17 protein-coding genes are annotated in these 17,966 nt (G+C 70.7%); 6 read left to right on the forward strand and 11 right to left on the reverse strand.

From position 1 onward, the window contains the following. The 3 genes from mobF to E9565_RS12425 all read right to left on the reverse strand — a co-directional run. Window positions 1–2,367, reverse strand: a 2,367-nt coding sequence (gene mobF, locus E9565_RS12415) for a MobF family relaxase (RefSeq protein ID WP_236835286.1), incomplete at its 3' end; no start/stop codon positions are given. A 434-nt stretch (window positions 2,368–2,801) separates the two neighbouring features. Further along, complete coding sequence (locus E9565_RS12420; protein ID WP_374201736.1) at window positions 2,802–3,383, reverse strand: GbsR/MarR family transcriptional regulator; 582 nt, start codon at window positions 3,381–3,383, stop codon at window positions 2,802–2,804. Further along, entirely contained in the window at window positions 3,370–4,041 is a 672-nt protein-coding gene (locus E9565_RS12425) for a TetR/AcrR family transcriptional regulator (protein ID WP_116450896.1), read from the reverse strand. The genes E9565_RS12420 and E9565_RS12425 overlap by 14 nt, the downstream gene beginning before the upstream one ends. 127 nt (window positions 4,042–4,168) lie before the next feature. On the opposite strand from E9565_RS12425, the gene E9565_RS12430 reads away from it, so the two are divergent. Together E9565_RS12430 and E9565_RS12435 are read left to right on the forward strand one after the other, a co-directional pair. Beyond that, the gene (locus E9565_RS12430; RefSeq protein ID WP_116450895.1) at window positions 4,169–6,523 is read left to right on the forward strand and encodes an MMPL family transporter; all 2,355 of its coding nucleotides are present in this window, start codon (window positions 4,169–4,171) and stop codon (window positions 6,521–6,523) included. Continuing rightward, a complete protein-coding gene (locus E9565_RS12435; RefSeq protein WP_116450894.1) occupies window positions 6,520–7,002 on the forward strand; it encodes a hypothetical protein in 483 nt (160 codons plus the stop codon). The genes E9565_RS12430 and E9565_RS12435 overlap by 4 nt, the downstream gene beginning before the upstream one ends. A gap of 250 nt (window positions 7,003–7,252) precedes the next feature. Here the strand turns inward: E9565_RS12435 and E9565_RS12440 are convergent, their stop codons facing one another. The 5 genes from E9565_RS12440 to E9565_RS12460 form a co-directional block, all read right to left on the reverse strand. Continuing rightward, complete coding sequence (locus tag E9565_RS12440; RefSeq protein ID WP_116450893.1) at window positions 7,253–7,762, reverse strand: PaaI family thioesterase; 510 nt, start codon at window positions 7,760–7,762, stop codon at window positions 7,253–7,255. 151 nt (window positions 7,763–7,913) lie between these two features. Continuing rightward, a complete protein-coding gene (locus E9565_RS12445) occupies window positions 7,914–9,104 on the reverse strand; it encodes an NAD(P)/FAD-dependent oxidoreductase (RefSeq protein WP_116450892.1) in 1,191 nt (396 codons plus the stop codon). A 142-nt stretch (window positions 9,105–9,246) separates the two neighbouring features. Further along, complete coding sequence (locus E9565_RS12450) at window positions 9,247–9,630, reverse strand: FAD-binding protein (protein WP_275585492.1); 384 nt, start codon at window positions 9,628–9,630, stop codon at window positions 9,247–9,249. Between the two features lie 2 nt (window positions 9,631–9,632). Next, window positions 9,633–9,824 (reverse strand): ferredoxin, encoded by a 192-nt coding sequence (locus tag E9565_RS12455; protein ID WP_116450891.1) that lies wholly within the window; start codon window positions 9,822–9,824, stop codon window positions 9,633–9,635. A gap of 30 nt (window positions 9,825–9,854) precedes the next feature. After that, entirely contained in the window at window positions 9,855–11,132 is a 1,278-nt protein-coding gene (locus E9565_RS12460) for a cytochrome P450 (protein WP_116450890.1), read from the reverse strand. A gap of 168 nt (window positions 11,133–11,300) precedes the next feature. Between E9565_RS12460 and E9565_RS12465 the strand changes: the two genes are divergently transcribed. Beyond that, window positions 11,301–11,921 (forward strand): TetR family transcriptional regulator, encoded by a 621-nt coding sequence (locus tag E9565_RS12465; protein ID WP_116450889.1) that lies wholly within the window; start codon window positions 11,301–11,303, stop codon window positions 11,919–11,921. Window positions 11,922–12,404: 483 nt separating this feature from the next. Here E9565_RS12465 and E9565_RS12470 read toward each other — a convergent pair whose 3' ends face one another. Next, entirely contained in the window at window positions 12,405–12,869 is a 465-nt protein-coding gene (locus E9565_RS12470; protein WP_116450888.1) for a helix-turn-helix domain-containing protein, read from the reverse strand. A 93-nt stretch (window positions 12,870–12,962) separates the two neighbouring features. Between E9565_RS12470 and E9565_RS12475 the strand changes: the two genes are divergently transcribed. The 3 genes from E9565_RS12475 to E9565_RS12485 all read left to right on the forward strand — a co-directional run bounded on the left by E9565_RS12475 (window position 12,963) and on the right by E9565_RS12485 (window position 14,408). Next, window positions 12,963–13,397, forward strand: a complete 435-nt coding sequence (locus E9565_RS12475; protein WP_236835288.1) for a DoxX family membrane protein — start codon at window positions 12,963–12,965, stop codon at window positions 13,395–13,397. Window positions 13,398–13,465: 68 nt separating this feature from the next. Further along, window positions 13,466–13,888 carry a luciferase family protein gene (locus E9565_RS12480; protein ID WP_116450886.1) on the forward strand — a complete coding sequence of 141 codons (423 nt, stop codon included), beginning with the start codon at window positions 13,466–13,468 and terminating at the stop codon, window positions 13,886–13,888. A gap of 61 nt (window positions 13,889–13,949) precedes the next feature. Continuing rightward, on the forward strand, window positions 13,950–14,408 hold the full coding sequence (locus tag E9565_RS12485; RefSeq protein WP_116450885.1) for a VOC family protein: 459 nt from the start codon (window positions 13,950–13,952) through the stop codon (window positions 14,406–14,408). Between the two features lie 131 nt (window positions 14,409–14,539). Here E9565_RS12485 and E9565_RS12490 read toward each other — a convergent pair whose 3' ends face one another. Both E9565_RS12490 and E9565_RS12495 read right to left on the reverse strand, forming a co-directional pair. Continuing rightward, complete coding sequence (locus E9565_RS12490; protein ID WP_204261770.1) at window positions 14,540–14,824, reverse strand: hypothetical protein; 285 nt, start codon at window positions 14,822–14,824, stop codon at window positions 14,540–14,542. Between the two features lie 1,403 nt (window positions 14,825–16,227). Then, a complete protein-coding gene (locus E9565_RS12495) occupies window positions 16,228–17,886 on the reverse strand; it encodes an MDR family MFS transporter (RefSeq protein WP_116451125.1) in 1,659 nt (552 codons plus the stop codon). Window positions 17,887–17,966 lie beyond the last annotated feature (80 nt).

Here is a 17,966-nt window from a genome sequence, read left to right on the forward strand (position 1 = left end):
ACCCCCGACCGCACACCCCATGTCACCCCCGCCAGCGGCGGGGGTGACATGGGGTGTGCGGTCGGGGGTGACGAGCAGCCCGCCGTCCCGGTCGACGCCGGTGACCGTCCACACGTCGCGGTTGGCGACCTGCAGGTCGCGGTCGTTGCGCCGGGTGGCGATCCGGTCGCCGACGCCGATCCGCTCCCCGGCCCCGGTCACGACCACACGCCGGTCGTCGACCCGACCGTCGGTGACGAGCCGGTCCCGGATGGCGGCATTGAGGGCGGCGGCCTGCTCACGGATGGCGACCACCACGGCCACCCGCTCGCCCGCGGTGTAGCACTGCGCCGCGGTGGCGGCGAGCTCCTTCCGCAGCGCCTGCGCGTCGGGGTGCAGCCGGATCTGCCCGCGGGCCAGCAGAGTGTCGAACACCGTCCCGGGGTTCTCGCCGGCGCGCATCGCCAGGGTCAGCTCGGCGTAGTCGCTGTCCGGTGTCGTGGCGCCGGTGGCGTCGGTGCGGGTGAAGCGGTGTACCCCGTCCAGGGTCAGGTGCCCGGTCAGGTCAACCTGGGCCGCGGCGAGGTCCAGCACGCCACCCCGCCCGACCGCCGCGAGCTGATGCCGGTCACCGAGCAGGGCGACGCGCACCCGGCACTCGTCGGCGACCGTCAGGAGGGCCCGGGCCGTGTCCTGATCCAGCATCCCGGCCTCGTCGACGACGAGGAGGTCCCCCGGGCGGAGTCGCGCTCCCTCCCCCGGCCCGGCGTAGACACCTCCCGTGGTCGGACAGAGATCTCCGATACCGAGCCGGGTCCAGGCGCCGTCGTTGTTCCAGCGCCAGCCGTGCTGGAAGGCCAGCCGGGCCGCCGACCCCGCGACCGCCCCGACCTCCGCGGCGGCGACCTTGGCCGCCTTCAGCGTCGGGGTGACGACCACCAGCCGGCGCCCCTGCTGGTCGAGCACGTTGCGGGTGGCGGCGAGGGTGGTGGTCTTGCCGGCGCCGGCCGCACCCTCCACCACGGCCAGTGGCCGGTCGCCGGCCAGTGCGGCGACCGCCGCGGCCTGGCCGGCATCCAGCCGCGCGGCGCCGGCCGCGAGGTCGACCGGGGGTGTCAGGTCGGTTTCCGGTCCGCCGGTCCTGGCGCGGGCGGCGAGGCGGGCGGTCAGCTCGGCCTCGACGGCGAGCACCGGCCGCGACGTCCAGGCCCGGATGTGCTCGGGGACGCCGTCGCGGTCCAGCAGTGGCAGGCAGCGGTCCATCGCGCGGGCGGCGAGGTCCTCGGCCAGCTCGAGGCGCACCGCCGCCCCGGCGACGACGCCCGCCGCGGCGATCAGCCGCTCGACCTCGCCGCGGACGTCCGCGGCGTTCCACGCCGACCGGCCCGCCGCCAGCCGGGCCAACGCGCGCTGCACCAGCTCCTCCCGATCGAGGGCACCGACCTGGGTGGGCGCAAGGTCCACGGGACCGGCCGGGCCGCGGTAGCCGAGCCCCAACAGCTGCCCCCGCCACCGTTCGTCGAGGGTCACCCCGCGCTGCGCAACCACCTTGTCCGGGCGGCCGTCGGCCCAGGCGCGGGCGTCCCACGCCCGCCGCAGCGCCGGGCCTGGCCGTTCACCGGGGTGCGCGGCGGTCCACTCGGCTTCGTAGCGGTCCACATTCCGGGCGATCTGCGCGTTCCGCGCGCTGAACGGGCCGACATAGTCGGCGAGCTCCAGTATTTCTCCAGTAGCGTCCTTCGTGTAGCCGTGCGCGGCGAACGCGGCGTTCAATTCCGGGTCACACGCCATCGCCGCGTGCCCGATGCCGTTGATCGCCCCGAGCGAGTCGCGGACCCCGACGGTGTGCAGCCCGCGCCATTTTCCGACGGCGAACACGCGGGACAGGATCTGCAGGTGCAGATGCCAGTGCGGATCGCCGGCGCGGGAGGTGTAGTGCCGCACCGTCGCCGCCTCCAGCACCTGCAGCGGCACCTGCACCTGCCCGCCGCGCGGGCCGACCCTGGTGGTGGCGTGCTGCGAGAGCCAGCCGATGATCTGCTCGGCCGCGCGGTCCTGCGCCGCCTCGTACGCGGCGGCGATGTCCGGGTGCAGTGCGGCGGCCAGCGACCAGGTTTTCGGGCCGTTGACCACCACCTCGACGAACCGCACCGCCCGGTCGTCGTCGCGCAGCTGCCCCCGCGGCTGGTCGGTGTCCGGGTCGTGGCCGGCCACCCAGGTCTCGTATCCGTCGCCGGTCAACGGGGCCAGTTCGGTCACGCGGGCGTCGGTGGCGGTGAAGCGGCGGGCGAAGCCGGTGCCCTCGGCCAGGTAGTAGTCATCGGCCCGACCCCGATCAGCCTCCACATAGGCGCGGGCGGCGGCCGGGTCGCCGACGTACACCTTCATTCCCCCGTGCATTTTCAACGCCACCCAATAATGACCAACAGGTCACCCCTAGAAACGGCGATGGGCCCCGCGAAGCGGGGCCCGAACTACCCGCAAGGGTAGCATGCGTGCCGTCCTTCAGTGAGGCCTTGGGCGGTGCAGGAACCTGTTGACGACTTGGTTGTCCGGGGCGGGCTACTGGATTATTGGGTGATCACGGTAATGAATGATTGGGTTAGGACTTTGCGGCGGCTCTCGGTTGATTATTGGCGTTGAGCGACACACTCCCCTGCTTTCGGATCCACGATCGCCGGCAAGCGGCAAGTACCGACAGGCCGACGAGCACCGACCCGTGGCGCAAGATGGTGGGACCGGACGAGGCGTCTCACGCCGGCCTGGCGCACTGGGCGCGCCCCGTCGCAGCGCGACGGACGGCGGTCGCTTCCTTCCCCGAGTCAGCCGCCTGCGGTCTCGTCAGATTCAGGCCGTGGGCTCTCCTGCCACCGGGCGATGGCATCGCCCAACTCGGTGCGGAGGAAGGCGGCGAAGGCGAGGGCTTCGGAGATCCGGGTGCCGCCTGGCGTGCCTCTGCGAAGGGACTGGACTGCGTCGGTGAGTCTGTCCTCGGCGGTGCGCACCCGTTGGATCCTGGATGCCAGGTAGCGCGGTAGGGGATTGTGCTGAGCCAGCGCGTAGAGGTCGCTGCGGACTCCTGGCTCTCTGGTGCGTTCGACGAGGCCGAGGTCCATCAACTGGTGCAGGGCGCCGGAGATGGCGGCGGGGCTGACATCCAGACCTTCGGCGAACTGTCCGGCGGTATGGGTGTCGTGATCGGCGACGAGGGCGTAGGCCAGCACGCGCGCCGGCATGGGTGGAATGGCCAGTCGGCAGAGTTCGAGCGCCAGCCGCTCGACCAGCTCGAGGAGGTCTGCTCGATCGGGGACATGCCGGTGGGTCGGGTCCCCGCCTGCCGGCCGCTCGACGGGTGGACCGGATGGGCCTCGACGGTGCGAGACCCCCGGGTCAGGGCCGTTCATCGGGGCCGGAGAGGGAACTGGCGATGCGGAGCGTGGCCACTCCGGTTCGGAGTCCCTCGGTGGCGTCCTGCTCGTCGAGCGGCGGCAGCGGCTCAGCGCCCGGCGGGTTGAGCGCGTCGAAGGCCAGGGAGAGGTAGCGGCGGCGGACGGCGGGGGTTGCTCGGGGGGTGGAGAGACCGACCAGGAGCATGCTGAAGATGCGCGGAATGTCGTGGGGTTGCAGGTCGGCCCTGATCTCGCCGGCGTGCTGGGCCCGTCGCAGCAGGATGGCGAAGGGGTCGACGAAGTCCCGCAGCAGTTCATCGGTGAGCACGGCGAAGTTCGCCGAGGACGCGATCAGCCCGCGCTCCCTGTCGACCAGGTCCAACAGGCGGTCGGCGATCGCCATGAAGGTGGCCCTGGGGGTGCTCTGGGCACAGGACTCGGTGAGCAGGGGGACGAGTTCGGTGTCGAAGATGGACCGGTAGACCGCGCGGGTCAGCAGCTCGCGGTTGGGGAAGTGCCGGTACAGGGTGGCGATGCCCAGCCCGGCCTCGGCGGCGATCTCCTCCAGCGACGCCTGCCCGTTCCGGGCGAAGACGCTGCGCGCGGCGGTGATCAGCCGTTCGGTGTTGGAGGTCGCGTCGCGTCGCCGGGTCTTCACCGCCTCGTCGGCCATCGTGTCCTCCCGGGCGCCGTCATCAGGTCCGTCACGTCGTTGCCCGGCCGATGCTATCGTTCCGCCTGATAGTTGACTATCACTTCGATGATCATGGTTGTCGGGTGAGACGAGCCAGGGGGACCCCGTGTCGACGTTTCTCTACCGCGTGGGACGGGCGGCCTACCGTCATCCGCTGCGTGCGATCGGCGCCTGGGTGCTGCTGTTGGCGGTCCTGATCGGCGCTCTCGTGCTGAATCCGCCGCGGTTGAGCACCGAGTTCCGGATCGACGGCACGCCGGCGCAGGAGGTCATCGACCAGCTGGGCCGGGAGCTGCCGGAGGCGGCGGGCGGGCAGGGCTCGATCGTGTTCCAGGCGCCCGAGGGTGAGCGCCTCGACTCCCTGGCCCTGGCCGCCGCGGTCGCCGAGTCGGTCGCGAACGTCTATGCCGTCGAGCACGTCGTCGACCCGGCGGAACTGATCGCCGCCCAATCCGAGCGCGGCGGCGCGCCCGCACCCCCGGGTGGGAGCCCGCCCGGGAACCCGGAGCAGGCGCCGGCTGCCCCGCCGGCCGGCATGCTGGTGGTCGACGGCCAGCCGGTGCTCGGGGTGACCGTGTCCCCCGACGGGCGGGTGGCGCTCCTGCAGTTCCAGTTCACCGACCAGCTCTTCGAGCTGCCCGCCGGGACGGTCGGCGACACAGTCGCGGCCGCGGAGGCACCGGCGGAGGACGCCGGCATCGCGGTGCTCCCCGGCGCCACCCTGCAAGAGATCCCCGAGGTCATCGGGGTCGCGGAGATCGTGGGCGTCGGTGTCGCGGCCCTCGTCCTGCTGGTCACCCTCGGCTCCGTGGTCGCCGCCGGCCTGCCGCTGGCCAACGCGCTGGTCGGGGTGGCCACCGGCATCGGCGGGGCCTTCGCCCTGGGGCACCTGTTCCAGCTCAACTCGATCTCGGTCGTCCTGGCACTCATGCTCGGCCTGGCAGTGGGCATCGACTACGCCCTGTTCATCGTCAACCGGCAGCGCTGGCTCATCCTGAACAAGGGGCTGGACGCCCAGGAGGCCACGGCCCGCGCGGTCGGCACCGCCGGCAGCGCCGTCTTCTTCGCCGGAACCACGGTCGTCATCGCCCTGACCGCCATGCTGGTGGTCGGCATCTCGCTGCTCAGTGTCATGGCCCTCATCGCCGCCGCCACCGTCGCCATCGCCGTGCTCGTCGCGCTGACCTTCCTGCCCGCCCTGCTGGGCCTGCTCAAGGAGCGGATCTGCTCGCCGGCGGCCCGCCGCCGCGCGGCCGGACATGCCGACCGGTCGCGCTCCCCGTCGCGGCAGTGGTCCGGCTTCGTCGTGCGGCACCGACTGCTGGTCGTCCTGGCCGTCGTCGCGGTCACCGCCCTGCTGGCCGCGCCGATGACGAGCATGCGGCTGGGCATGCCCTCGGCGGAGAGCTACAGCAGCGGCACGCCGCAGCGGGACGGGTACGACGCCGTCGCGGACAGCTTCGGGGAAGGCTTCAACGGCCCCCTCGTCGCGGTCGCCAGCTCCACTCAGCCGGGCACACCCCTGGACCAGCAGGCCCTGCAGGAGGTGGTTGGCGACCTCGGCGCGCTGGACGGCGTGCAGACCGCCATCCCGGCCGGGCTCAGTCAGGACGGCGCCACCGCGGTGCTCTCGGTCATCCCCACCAGCGGACCGACCGACGAAGCCACCGAGGAACTGGTCACCCAGATCCGCGACCGCGCCGATCGCTACGCCGACGAGTTCGGCATCGACCTCGGCGTCACCGGCCTCACCGCCATCGGGATCGACATGTCCGAGCGCCTGGCCGAGGTCCTGCCGCTCTACCTCGCCGTGGTCCTCGGCCTGTCGCTGCTGGTGCTGCTGCTGGTCTTCCGCTCGGTCCTCGTCCCGATCAAGGCCACCGCCGGCTTCCTGCTCAGCATCCTGGCCACCTTCGGCGCCACCACCGCGGTGTTCCAGTGGGGCTGGCTGAACGAGGTCTTCGGGTTCGACACCACCACGCCGGTGATGAGCATGCTGCCGATCATCGTCACCGGCGTGCTGTACGGGCTGGCGATGGACTACCAGATCTTCCTGGTGTCCTCCATGCGCGAGTCCCACGTCCACGGCCACCACGGCACCGACAGCGTGGTGGACGGGTTCACCCAGGCCAGCCGGGTCGTGGTGGCCGCGGCCGTCATCATGATCGCCGTCTTCAGCGGGTTCATCTTCAACGCCGACCCGATGGTCAAGCAGATGGGCTTCGCCCTGGCCATCGGCATCACCATCGACGCGTTCCTCATCCGCCTCACCCTGGTCCCGGCGGTGATGTCCATGTTCGGCGACCGGGCCTGGTGGCTGCCCCGATGGCTGGACCGCCTCCTGCCCGACCTCGACGTCGAGGGAGACAAGCTCCTCCAGCAGCTCGACCGGCAGAGACAGGACGCCGCCGCGCCGGAACGGCGGACCGCCGAAGAACCGGTGTCCACCCCGAGCCGATGAGCGCGCGCACTCCCGGCAGGAGGACCACGGGCACGTCGGCCCGCGGGCCAGACCTGCGGCGGTGGGGACGGCGGCTGATCGCCGCCTCCGCCGTCGCCAGCGCCACCCTGCCATGGCTGGCCGACTGGAACCGTCGGCACACGTTCGGGCCGGAGTACGGCCCGCACGCGCGCTGGCACGGCGCCTCCGAAGTCGTCAGCGCGACCCTGGACGGCCTGATCGCCCTCTGGCTCCTGCGCGAGGGCGAACGCGACCACCCCGGGTCGCAACGGACCGTCACCGCCGCCGCGCTGCTGCCCATCGCACGGTGGGCACCGTTCAACCTCACCCTGCTCCTGCCCGGCACCTCCCCCTACGACCAGCACCGCCTCCCGCAACGGGTGCTCGGCGTGCCGGCCGCCCTCCTCAGCCAGGACCTCATCGCAGCCACCGCAGCCACCGGACTGCTCCTGCACCGACGAGGACATCGCAGGCGGTAGTCAGGCGCGGTGCCCTCCGGACGGTTAGACGATGATCCTCGCTGAGCCCCTGGGGGCTGAACAAACGTCCCGGGCACCACCCCAAGCCTGAAGCGCACGGGCGCAGGCGGTCACCGAGTCCACTCGGGTTCGCACTCACCCGCCGACGCAACACCGTCTTGCTATGCCGGTTGCTGCACTTCTCCAGCACGTCGGATACGCGCCCTCGTCGATGTCGTGAAGAGAAGGCATCGTCCCCTTGAGTCGATGCTCAGGGTGCGACGGGCGGATCTCCTGCCGCTGCGCCGGCGAAGTGCTGGAGTGGCACGACGACGAACAGCGCCTTCGCGGTGAACGCTGTGTTGCCGGCGTCATCGGTCCCGGTGGCCTCGACGAACAGCTTGCGGCCTTCCCGCCGTTCCAATCGGGCCTCGAGCACATAGCGACGCTGGAGCAGCACCGGGGCGTGATAGTCGACCTCCAGGTGCCGGGTGACGGCCGGCTCTCCCACGAGGTAGAGGACGAACCCGAAGAGGTCGTCGACGACGGTCGCCACCGCGCCACCGTGAGCGATGCCTGGCGCGCCGACGTGCCGGGCATCGAAGACGTGCTCGCTCACTACGCGTTCACCGGCGCGCCGCACCTGGAGGTGATGACCGTGTGCATTGTCCGGCCCGCAGCCGAGGCACTCCGGGTGGTGCGCTGGCAGGACGTCCGCCGCTGTGGACCGGTGATTGAAGCCGGCGGCCCAGTCCGCGAGCACGCCGTCGGCCTCACTCATGCGGCACCGGCATCCAACTTGAGCAAATCTCCGATGCACTTCTCATGGCTGGTCCTCTTCCTGGTCTTCGGCGTGCGTTCCGTGGCAGGCCAGGTCGGCCGTCACCCGAAATGGCACGCGGCAACTGCCGGGCGACTGGGATCTGCGCATCTCATCGACCAGCGAAGGCGAGAGCGTCCTGCCAGGCGGTTCGCCGTCCGATCATCGCCCGATATTTCATGATCTTGCCCGGCATGTTTAACGCGAGGGCGCCCACGAGCAGGTCCTCATGGCGGTACAGCGCGAGCCACCGAGTGCCGTCCAGGTCCCCGATCACGGTGACCTCGTCGGCGGCGGTGATGCCGACCATCTGCAACTTGTCGGTGTACCAGTCCGACCAGAAGTAAGGAACGGTGCCGTACGGGGTGGCCTCGGCGGGGGCCAGAGCGTTGCGCGCGGCTGCGGCGCCTTGCTCGGCGGCCGACGTCCAGTGCTCCAGGCGCATCGTCCGGCCGAAGAGCGGGTTGGGCCAGCGGGCGACGTCCCCCGCGGCGTACACCTCGGTGTCGGCGCGCAGTGTCTCGTCGCAGACGACGCCGTCGTCGACCTGCAGTCCTGAATCGGTGAGCCAGTCGGTGACGGGGTCGGCGCCGATGCCGACGACGACGAGATCGGCGGGCAGGACCGAGCCGTCGGACAGCGCGACGCCTTCGACGCGATCCTCGCCTTCGAGCCCGGTAACGGAGACACCGCACCGCAGCTCGGTGCCGTTGCGGGCGTGAAGGTCTGCGCACGGGGCGGCCATCTGCTCGCCGACGGCACGAACGAGCGGCAGCGGGGCCGCCTCGAGGATGGTGACGTCGACGTCCCGCTTGCGGGCGGCCGAGGCGACCTCGGACCCGATGAAGCCACCACCGACGACGACCGTGCGGCAGCCAGCGTCCAGGGCCCGGCGGATGCTGCGGGCGTCCTCGACGGTGCGCAGGGTGTGCATCCCGTCGAGCTGCTTCCCGGGCAGCTGGCGGGCGCGCGCACCGGTGGCGATGACCAGCCGCTCGTAGCGCAGCCACTCGTCATCGCCAAGGATGATCTCCCGGCCGGCGGTGTCGAGCGCGGTCGCGGGGACGCCGAGCCGCAGCTCGACGTCCAGGGCGCGCAGCTCGTCCTCGGTGCGGTGGTGCGGCATCGCCGGTTCGTCGCCCGGGTCGAGAAAGGTCTTGGACAGCGGTGGCCGGTCGTAGGGCAGGTGCTCCTCGGCCCCGACAAGGATCAGCCGACCGGTGTAGCCGCTCTTGCGGGCGGACTCGACCGCCCGCAAGCCGGCCAGGGACGCGCCGACGACGACGAAGGGTTCCTCGGGCAAATTTCCTCCAGGGAACGGCCGGGGACGGTGGGCCGGCGGAGCGTGCCGACGTGCTAGGAGGGTGGCTCGCGGCCGAGGAATACCCCGACCGGTGTCAGGGTGAAGGTCGAACCGACGCCCATCTCCTCGGCCACCGACCGCATCACCTCGTCGTAGGCGGTGAGCGTCGGGTTTCTGCACGACGCCGAGCATCCGGCTGGCCTGGTCGTACCGGGGCGCCAGCTCGTCCTGTCAGTCGGTGATGTGCGAACACTGCCGGTCCCGGAAGAACGGCGCCGGCGAAGACGACCACCTTGCCGACCTTGCTGATCCGCTGGATCCCCTTGAGCCCCAGGCGGGGGGCCCACAGGAACCGGCGGACATCCCATGAGGTCCGGGGCAAGGTGTCGTCGGTGAAGCGCAGCCCGGCCTCGAGCACGGTGACCCGGTAGCCCTTCTCCGACGGCCGCAGCGCCGCGACGCTGCCACCGAAGCCGCTGCCGATGACCAGGACGTCGGCGTCGTGCTCCGGGCGCGGTGCGCCCATCCTCACTCCTCGATGCTCAGCGCGCTGGTGGGGCAGGCCGCGACGGCCTCCTCCATCAGCGCCCGCCGGTCCTCCGGGGGCGTGGGGTTCAGCAGGTTGAGTGCGCCGTCGTCACCGACCTCGAAGAAGTTCGGGGCCACCGACTCACACATCCCCAGCGACGAGCACTTGTTCTCGTCCAGCACGATCCTCACGGGAGTGTCCTTTCCGGTCGGGTGGGTCGGTCAGCGCTCCGGGGTGAAGCGCACGGGCAGGTGGTTGACGCCGTGGAAGAAGGTGCTGACCGTGTAGGAGGGCTCGCCGGACACCTCGATGTCGGGCAGCCGGGTCAGCAGCTCGCGGTAGATGGCCGCCAGCTGCTGGCGGGCCAGCTGATTGCCCAGGCAGTGGTGGATCCCGCCCCCGCCGAAGCTCACGTGCGGGTTCGGGTTCCGGGAGAGGTCGAAGCGCTCGGGCGCGTCGAACACCTCGGTGTCCCAGTTGGCCGAGGCGTAGAACATGACCACCTTGTCGCCATGGGTGATCTGCTGCCCGTTCAGCTCGCAGTCGCGGGACGCGGTGCGCCGGAAGGTCATGATCGGGGTGGCCCACCGGACCATCTCCTCGACCGCCCCCTTGAGCCGGCCGTCGAGGTCCTCCATGAGCCAGGCCTTCTGCTCGGGGAAGTCGGTGAGGGCCTTCATCGCGTGACTGGTGCTCTGCCGGGTGGTGTCGTTACCGGCGATGGTGAGCAGCCCGAAGAAGGACATGATCTCGTCGTCGGTCAGCCGCTCGCCGTCGACCTCGGCCTGCACGAGGTTGCTGAGCAGATCCTCGCCCGGGTTGCGCCGGCGCTCGGCGATGTACCTGCCGGCCAGCTCACCGAGGTAGAGCATGGCCTCGAACAGGCGGCCGAGGGGTTCCTGGTCACCCATCAACTCCGGGTCGTTCCAGCCGCCGGCGAACTGCGCCTCGTAGGCCATCTTCGTCCGGTCGGCCTCGTCGATGCCCATCATGTCGCAGATGTTGTGCATCGGGACGAGAGCCGCGACCTCGGGGACGAAGTCGACCTCCCCCCGGGTCGCGATGTCGTCCACGATGCGCCCGGCGTTGGCCTGGATCTGGTCGTGGATGCGGCGGATCTGCTTCGGGGTGAACGCCGAGCTCAGCAGCCGCCGGATCTTGGTGTGCCGCGGCGGGTCCATCGCGATGAAGCCCTGGCCCGCGTCGAGCAGTTCCTGCGGCATCGACTCCATCACGATGCCCTCGCCCGAGATGAAGTCCTCGTGCCGCTTGGTGACCTCGACCAGGTCGGCGTGGCGCACGACAGCCCAGAACCCCTGGTCGTTCGGGTCCTTCATCAGCATGTCCTCGACCGGCTGGTGCCAGCTCACCGGACGCTCGGCACGCAGTACGGCGTAGGTCTTCTCCCGCTCGGCGGCCGTCTGCGACCAGAACGCTCGGGACGAGATGTCCGCGGGGTCATAGGGGCGGGTGTCGCGCGGATGGGCAACAGTGGTCATCACGGCTCCAGGGTCTGCTCCGTACGGGTGGCCCCAGGTTGACACACAGCCAACTTTTGTCAAGTTATGGACCCAGACCTCGTACTTGTCAGGACCGGCCTTCGATGGAAGGAGTCTCCGACAGTTGGCTGTGACAGACTGTCGGCAATTGTCAAGGACCGAACAAACATGACCGGACGGGGGCGGCCAGTGGCGGCAGAGCCTCTTCGTCTGACCTTCCGGCAACACGTGCGCGATCGCGCACTGGACGCAGCGCGGGCCCTGACGGTCGAGAAGGGCTGGTCGCGGGTGCGCGTGGGCGATGTCGCCGCGCTGACCGGGGTATCGCGCCCGACGTTGTACAAGGAGTTCGGCGACAAACAGGGCCTCGGGGAAGCGCTGATCATGCAGGAAACCGAGCGGTTTCTCGTCGGCATCTCCCGCACCCTCGAAGCCCACCCTCAGGACGCCGCCGGAGGAATCACCGCAGCAATCGAGTACGTGCTCGCCGAGGCCGACGCCAGTCCCTTGCTGTGCGCCATCCTCACCTCTGCACGCGACGCCGACAACGAGCTGCTGCCCATGCTCACGACGCGTTCCGCACCTGTGCTCGACGCCGCCACCCGAACCCTGATCTCCTGGTTCACCGAGCACTTCCCGCAGCTCGACCCGCAAGACCTGGCCGACGGCGTGGACGCCCTGGTCCGACTCGCCGTCAGCCATCTCGTACTACCCGCCGATGACCAGACCACCACCGCCCGCAGCCTCGCTCGGATCGCCCTGCGCACCCTGCGGCTCGACTCCACCTGAGAATCGGTTCACCCTGACCGGCGAATCGTCGAGACGGTCCACAAACGATCTGCGCATGGACTTCCACGGGGATCGGACGCTCGAAGCCGTTCACGGCCATAGGGCATGACAGCCGGACGGAAAGAACGGCGAGGCACCTCAGCACCTTCCGGACCGGTTGGCGGTCGTCCCACCGTAGCCAGGCGACCTGGCCGAACGACCCGGCGACGATCAGTTCGGTCGAGCCGCCTGCGCGGCGTCTTTCGCGGTGCTGTCGGCGACAAGCCGATCACAACGACCCCAGCGCAGGCATCACCCTCCCCCGCCGTCGGCGCACCGAGGCGGTCATGCGGCTGCCCACCGCCGCCCATGGGAAGCGTTCTGCGCGCCACCGACGACGCGTTCCGACCGTTCGTCGCCCCTACGCCTTCGCCGGCCTGCGGCTCGGCGAGGCCGCCGCCGTCCAGGACTACTGATGGCTGACGTAGCGACCCGTCATCGCCGTCACGTGGGGTCCTCAAGAGGCTTCCGAGACCCTCGCGTCAGCTCCTCATCCGTCGCCTGGCCGCTCCCTCGATCAACCTTGCGGCGGCTTCCCGCCGCCTCGCCGTCGCCGGACTCCGCCCCGCCGGTCGCCACCCAGGCGGCCGCCCACGACGACACCGCATCGAGGACTGGAGCGAGGGCCCGCCCCTTGGCCGTCAGGCTGTAGCAGGAACCGCCGGCCGAGGAGGGCAGCGACCGCGTCACCACCCCCTCGCGCTCCAGTTCGCGCAATCGCTCGGCGAGCAGCCGGTCGGACAATCCGGGGACCGCCGCGCGCACGTCGCTGAAGCGCTGCCCGCCGGCGAGCAGCGCCCGGACGATGACGCCGTTCCACCGCCGGCCGATCAGCTCGATCGCCCGGTGGAAGACCGCGCAGTACTCCGACCCGCGGTCGGCGTCGAGCGGCGCACGCTCGACGGACACCCGTCCCGTTGTCGGCCCTGAGCTGCTCACGCTTGACCCTATCCCCGGCGCCTGCTATCCCTTCACCTTACGGAAAGTAAGTACTCCTTGTTAGTGACAGGAGCCAGTATGGACGTCGTCGTGCTCATCGGGCGGATCCTGTTCGCCGTGCTGTTCCTGGGGTCAGGGATCGCGCACGTCACCCAACGCCAGATGATGGCCGGATACGCGGCCAGCAAGAAGGTTCCCGCGGCGGGGGCCGCCGTGCCGGCCAGCGGCGTGCTGATCGTGATCGGCGCGCTCATGGTCGCCGTCGGGGTGTGGCCCGATCTCGGCGCGTTGCTGCTGGCGGCATTCCTGGTCCCCACCGCGGTCCTCATGCACGGATTCTGGGCCGAGACCGAGGCTGCGGCCCGGATGACCGAGCAGACGCAGTTCCTCAAGGACCTCGCGCTGGCCGGGGCGGCGCTGGTGATGTTCGGCCTGTTCGCCCAGCTCGGCGACGACCTCGGCCTGGTCGTCGTGGGACCACTGTTCGAGCTGTCGTGACCGCGGGCGCAGCCTCCCTCCCGCGACGCAGCGGGGGTCGGCCGGCCACCACCCCGACCAACCCGCACATGCAGCTGGAGCAGCAGCCGAGCGACGACCGGCCGCGCCGGCGGCTCGAGGCGCTGCTCGCCGACCTGCCCGGCGTCGTCTGGGCCGACAGCCTGATCTCGGTGCCCGGCGCGCGTGCCCTCACCCTGCCCCCGGACCAGGCGGTCGGGCCCCGGGAGGCGTTCATGCTCGGCACGGAGTTCGCCCACCTGCACCCCGCTCCCGACCATTCCCTGCACCTGGCCCTGCCACCTGACGTGGCCCGCCAGGCCATCGACGCGGGGTGGGCGGAGCAGCATCCGGTCGCCGCGCGCGGTCTGATCCCCGCGGGCACGGTGATGCTCTACGCCCCGCGCGACGACGCCGAGGCCGACGTCGTCGCCGCCCTGGTCAGAACCTCCTACGACTACGCGCGCGGGGCGACGGCCACCGACCGGGGCTGAGCCTCCGACACCAGGCCCTGGCCTCCCGCGACACCAAGGTCATCGAGAAGGAGCCACAGCGATGCGCGTGCACGAACTCGGCCACCTGGTCCTCTACGTCCGGGACCTCGACCGGTCCCGGCACTTCTACCGAGAGGTACTCGGCTGGGACGAGGTGCGCGGAGACGTTCCGCTGCCCGTTCCCGCCGCCGCCTTCAGCTCCGGCCGCACGCACCACGAGCTGCTGCTCATCGAGGTGGGGCCCTCCGCCGCACCCATGCCGCCGGGCCGGCGCGTCGGGATGTACCACTTCGGCCTCAAGGTGGGCGAGAGCGACGAGGAGCTGCGCGAGGTCGTCCGCCACCTCGACCGGCACGGCGTCCCCGTCCTCGGCGCCAGCGACCACACCGTCACCCACTCGCTCTACATCGCCGACCCCGACGGCCACGAGATCGAGCTCTACGTCGATGTGCTGCCGCGTGACCAGTGGCTCGCCGACCCCTCGTTGATCTTCGCCCCCATCCGACCGCTCCGCCTGTAGCCGGATCCCCGCCTGTCCCGGACTACTGCTGGAGAACTCCGAGGCGGCTGCCCGGGGGCTCTCAGGCTGATCAAGGCTGCGCCGGCCAGCCCGTGGCCGCTGGCAGCCGCGACGACGCCCGCTGGTGCGGATCATCCCACCGGGCGGCCGGCCGAGCGTCCGGTGGGCAGCGCCGCCACGGTCGCTGCCGAGCGAAGCGCCGAAGCCTCGGCGGCGAGCGCCACGTCTATCGCGTCGGCGGCCTCATCGAGCTGGTTGGCCCGTGGGTTTCCGACGTGATGCACGCCGCAGATCGCCGGCGTGGAAGAGCTGGCGATCGAGCCGAGGGCCTGGACTACGCACTGGCCGCCCTCACCGCCCAACTCGACCAACTGGCCGCGCACCCGGATCGCGGCCAGCGGCCTGCTGCTCAGCACGGTCGGTGACCAACCCGCGGGCCGCGCAACTGCTGGCCCGGCACGTCGCCGACGTCCAGGCCGGAACTATCGCAGTCGCCACCAGCCGCATCCGACGGTCTACCACGTCGGCGTCCAGTCACCGGTCGCCGCCTACGCCGCCGGCAAGGCGATCGTCGGCAAGGCCTCCGTCCGGGCCGCCATCACCACAGTCACGACAGCATGACCACCGCCGCGGCAGCATGACCACCAAGCCCCGCGCGTCCGCGACCGGCGCGGCTTGCTCATGCACTTCGCACTGATCAACCATCCCGACGCGCCGCCGTCGTCATCGGACGCGGCCGGTAACACCGGGCAAGAAGATGACCGTCGTGTCGTACGTGGGCGGTGTGGCCAACGACCGCGCAGCGCTGGGGAGTACCGGTCCAAGGACTACCAGGGCTTCCAAGTCACCGAGGTCAAGACCCCATCCCAGCCGACGATCACCGAAGTCAACTCCTCGGCCTCGATTTAGCGCTTGGTAGATGGTGGCGGCCGCCGAACGGATTCGGTCATCGACATCGTCGGCGGCCTTCAGTGCCTCGAGCACCTCGAGCAGGCAGACTGGTCCTGGGCCATCGTGTGCTGTGCCCTTCCAGGAGAACCATCGGCGTGGTCCCGCTAACCATCGCTCGATGGCCCCTTGCACGTGATCCCCACGCGGTCAGTGCCCTGCACTGTTACCACCTCGCGGGACGGCACCCTCAGCCGTGGGGGACAGCTCAACTGGCGCAAAGGGAAGAAGGACGGATCAACGGCGGGAAGAGGTCACACCTTCCCGTCCACGTGCGGTCGGCGCTCCGCAGCCCCGCGGGCCACGCGCTATCGATCGATGACGATCAGTTCGCCGGTCCCGACTCGCCCCGCCTCGGCGGGCGGGCCGAACCCCGGGGCGGCTTGCCAGCCGCCAGCCAGCACTCCAAGGCTGCGATTCCTCGGCCTGCCTGCAACTTGATGGCCACCGGTGTCGTGCGCGATCGTCCACGCGCGGGCGGACCAGTCGCCAGCCAGTCGGTCAGCACGGCGGGGCGTCCGGACCAGGTGGTGCCCCACGCGAGGCATCCGGTCATGACGCACCACAGCAGCAGCCGGCCGAGGTCGAGTACCCATGTCGCCCCGGCATAGAGAGCGACTCGAACGGCCGGCCGCACAGCGCCCCCTCCCCTGAGGGTTCCGGAGTTTCGCTTTCCGACGACGCGTCCGGGTGAGCCCACTCGGGCCGCGCCGACCTCGATCCGCTTGTTATCTGCCCACCATCATCGCGCCGGCCAGCACGGGTGGAAAGGGGTTCACTCTCCCGGCCGACCGCTGCATGTGCCGAGACCGACGCGCGATCCAACCGGCCAGGCGGAGCCGGACCAATCGGCTCCCGACGCGACGGCGTCCTACTGCTCCGGTCGCGGGGGGCTGACGGGTGCGGATCGCCTGGCGTCGGCGGCCGGGCGGTCTGCGGCCTGGTCCTCGTCGCCGTGGCCGAGATCGCTGTCGGGATCGACGGCCGTCTCGAAGGCCTCGGCGAGGTTCTCCCCGGTGGTGTGCTCCTGCGCGTGCCGGCGCAGCGGTGTCTCCCGCAGGAACAGCAGCACGAGGAAACCCAGCAGAGCGAACGGCACAGCTGCCAGGAACGTGGTCTGCAGCGCGTCGGCGAAGCCGGTGATGACCGCGGTGTGCACCGGCTCGGGCAAGGCGGCGATCTGTTCGGGGCTGCCCAGCGTCGGAGTTCCGCCGGCGAGCCGCTCGGCCGGGACGCCGGCCTCGGCGAGCCGGGACGGGATGGTGTCGGCGAGGCGATGGGTGAGCAGCGCGCCGAACACCGCCACCCCCAGAGCACCGCCCAGTGACCGGAAGAACGTCGCCCCGGAGGTGGCCACGCCCAGGTCCTTCTGCTCCACGGCGTTCTGGGCGGCCAGCACGAGCACCTGCATCACCAGGCCGATGCCGACCCCGGTGACCAGCATGTACAGCCCGGCCACCACCAGCGAGGTGTCCACTGAGAGCCGGCTCATCAGACCCAGCCCCACCGCGGCGATCAGCAGGCCGATCACCGGGAAGATCTTGTACCGGCCGGTGGCCGTGATCGCCCGCCCCGAGCCGATGGAGGCAGCGAGCAGACCCACCATGAGTGGCAGCGTCAGGAGCCCCGAGGCGGTCGGCGACTCGCCCTTGACGATCTGCAGGTACTGCGGCAGGAAGATGATCGCGCCGAACATCGCGACACCGACGACGAAGCCGGCCAGGCTGGTGATGACGAAGGTGTGGTTGGCGAACAGGTGCGGCGGCATGATCGGCTCGCGGGCGCGGCGCTCCTGCCAGACGGCCAGGGCCAGCATCACGGCGGCCACGGCCGCCAGCACGTAGGTCCAGGGCGAGTTCCAGGCGAATTCCTTGCCACCCAGGGACAGCATGAGCAGCAGCGCGCTGACCGATGCCACGATGAAGAACGCGCCGAGCCAGTCGATGGCGTGCCGGGTCCGCGGGAAGGGCAGCTGGAGCACCCGTTCGGTGACGATCAGGGCCGCGATCCCGACCGGGATGCCGACCCAGAACGTCCACCGCCAGGACAGGTGCTCGACCAGGAATCCCCCCAGCAGGGGGCCGGCGACCGTCGCGATCCCGAACACCGACCCGATGTAGCCCTGGTAGCGACCACGCTCCCGCGGGCTGACGACGTCGCCGATGATCGCCTGCGACAACGCCATCAACCCGCCGACACCCAGGCCCTGGACCGCGCGGAAACCGATCAGCTGGGCCATGTCCTGCGCGAAGCCGCTGGCCAGGGAGGCGAGCAGGAAGATCCCGATCGCGGACTGGAACATGATCTTCCGCCCGTAGAGATCGGACAGCTTGCCCCAGATCGGCGTGGAGGCGGTGGAGGTCAGCAGGGTGGCCGACACCACCCACGCCAGCTGCTCCTGCCCACCGAGCTCACCGACGATGGTCGGCAACGCAGTGGCCACGATCGTCTGGGACAGCGCCGCCACCAGCATGCCCAGCATGAGCCCGACCAGCACGGTCAGGATTTGGCGATGGCTCAGGGCCGGCATCACCGGCGCGGTGTGCGGTGTTCCGCGCCGATCGTCGGCGGGTGTCGAACTCACGGGTGTGCGGCCTCTCTGTAGCGAGC

The sequence above is a fragment of the Blastococcus sp. KM273129 genome (assembly GCF_021698995.1).
GTDB lineage: Bacteria > Actinomycetota > Actinomycetes > Mycobacteriales > Geodermatophilaceae > Blastococcus.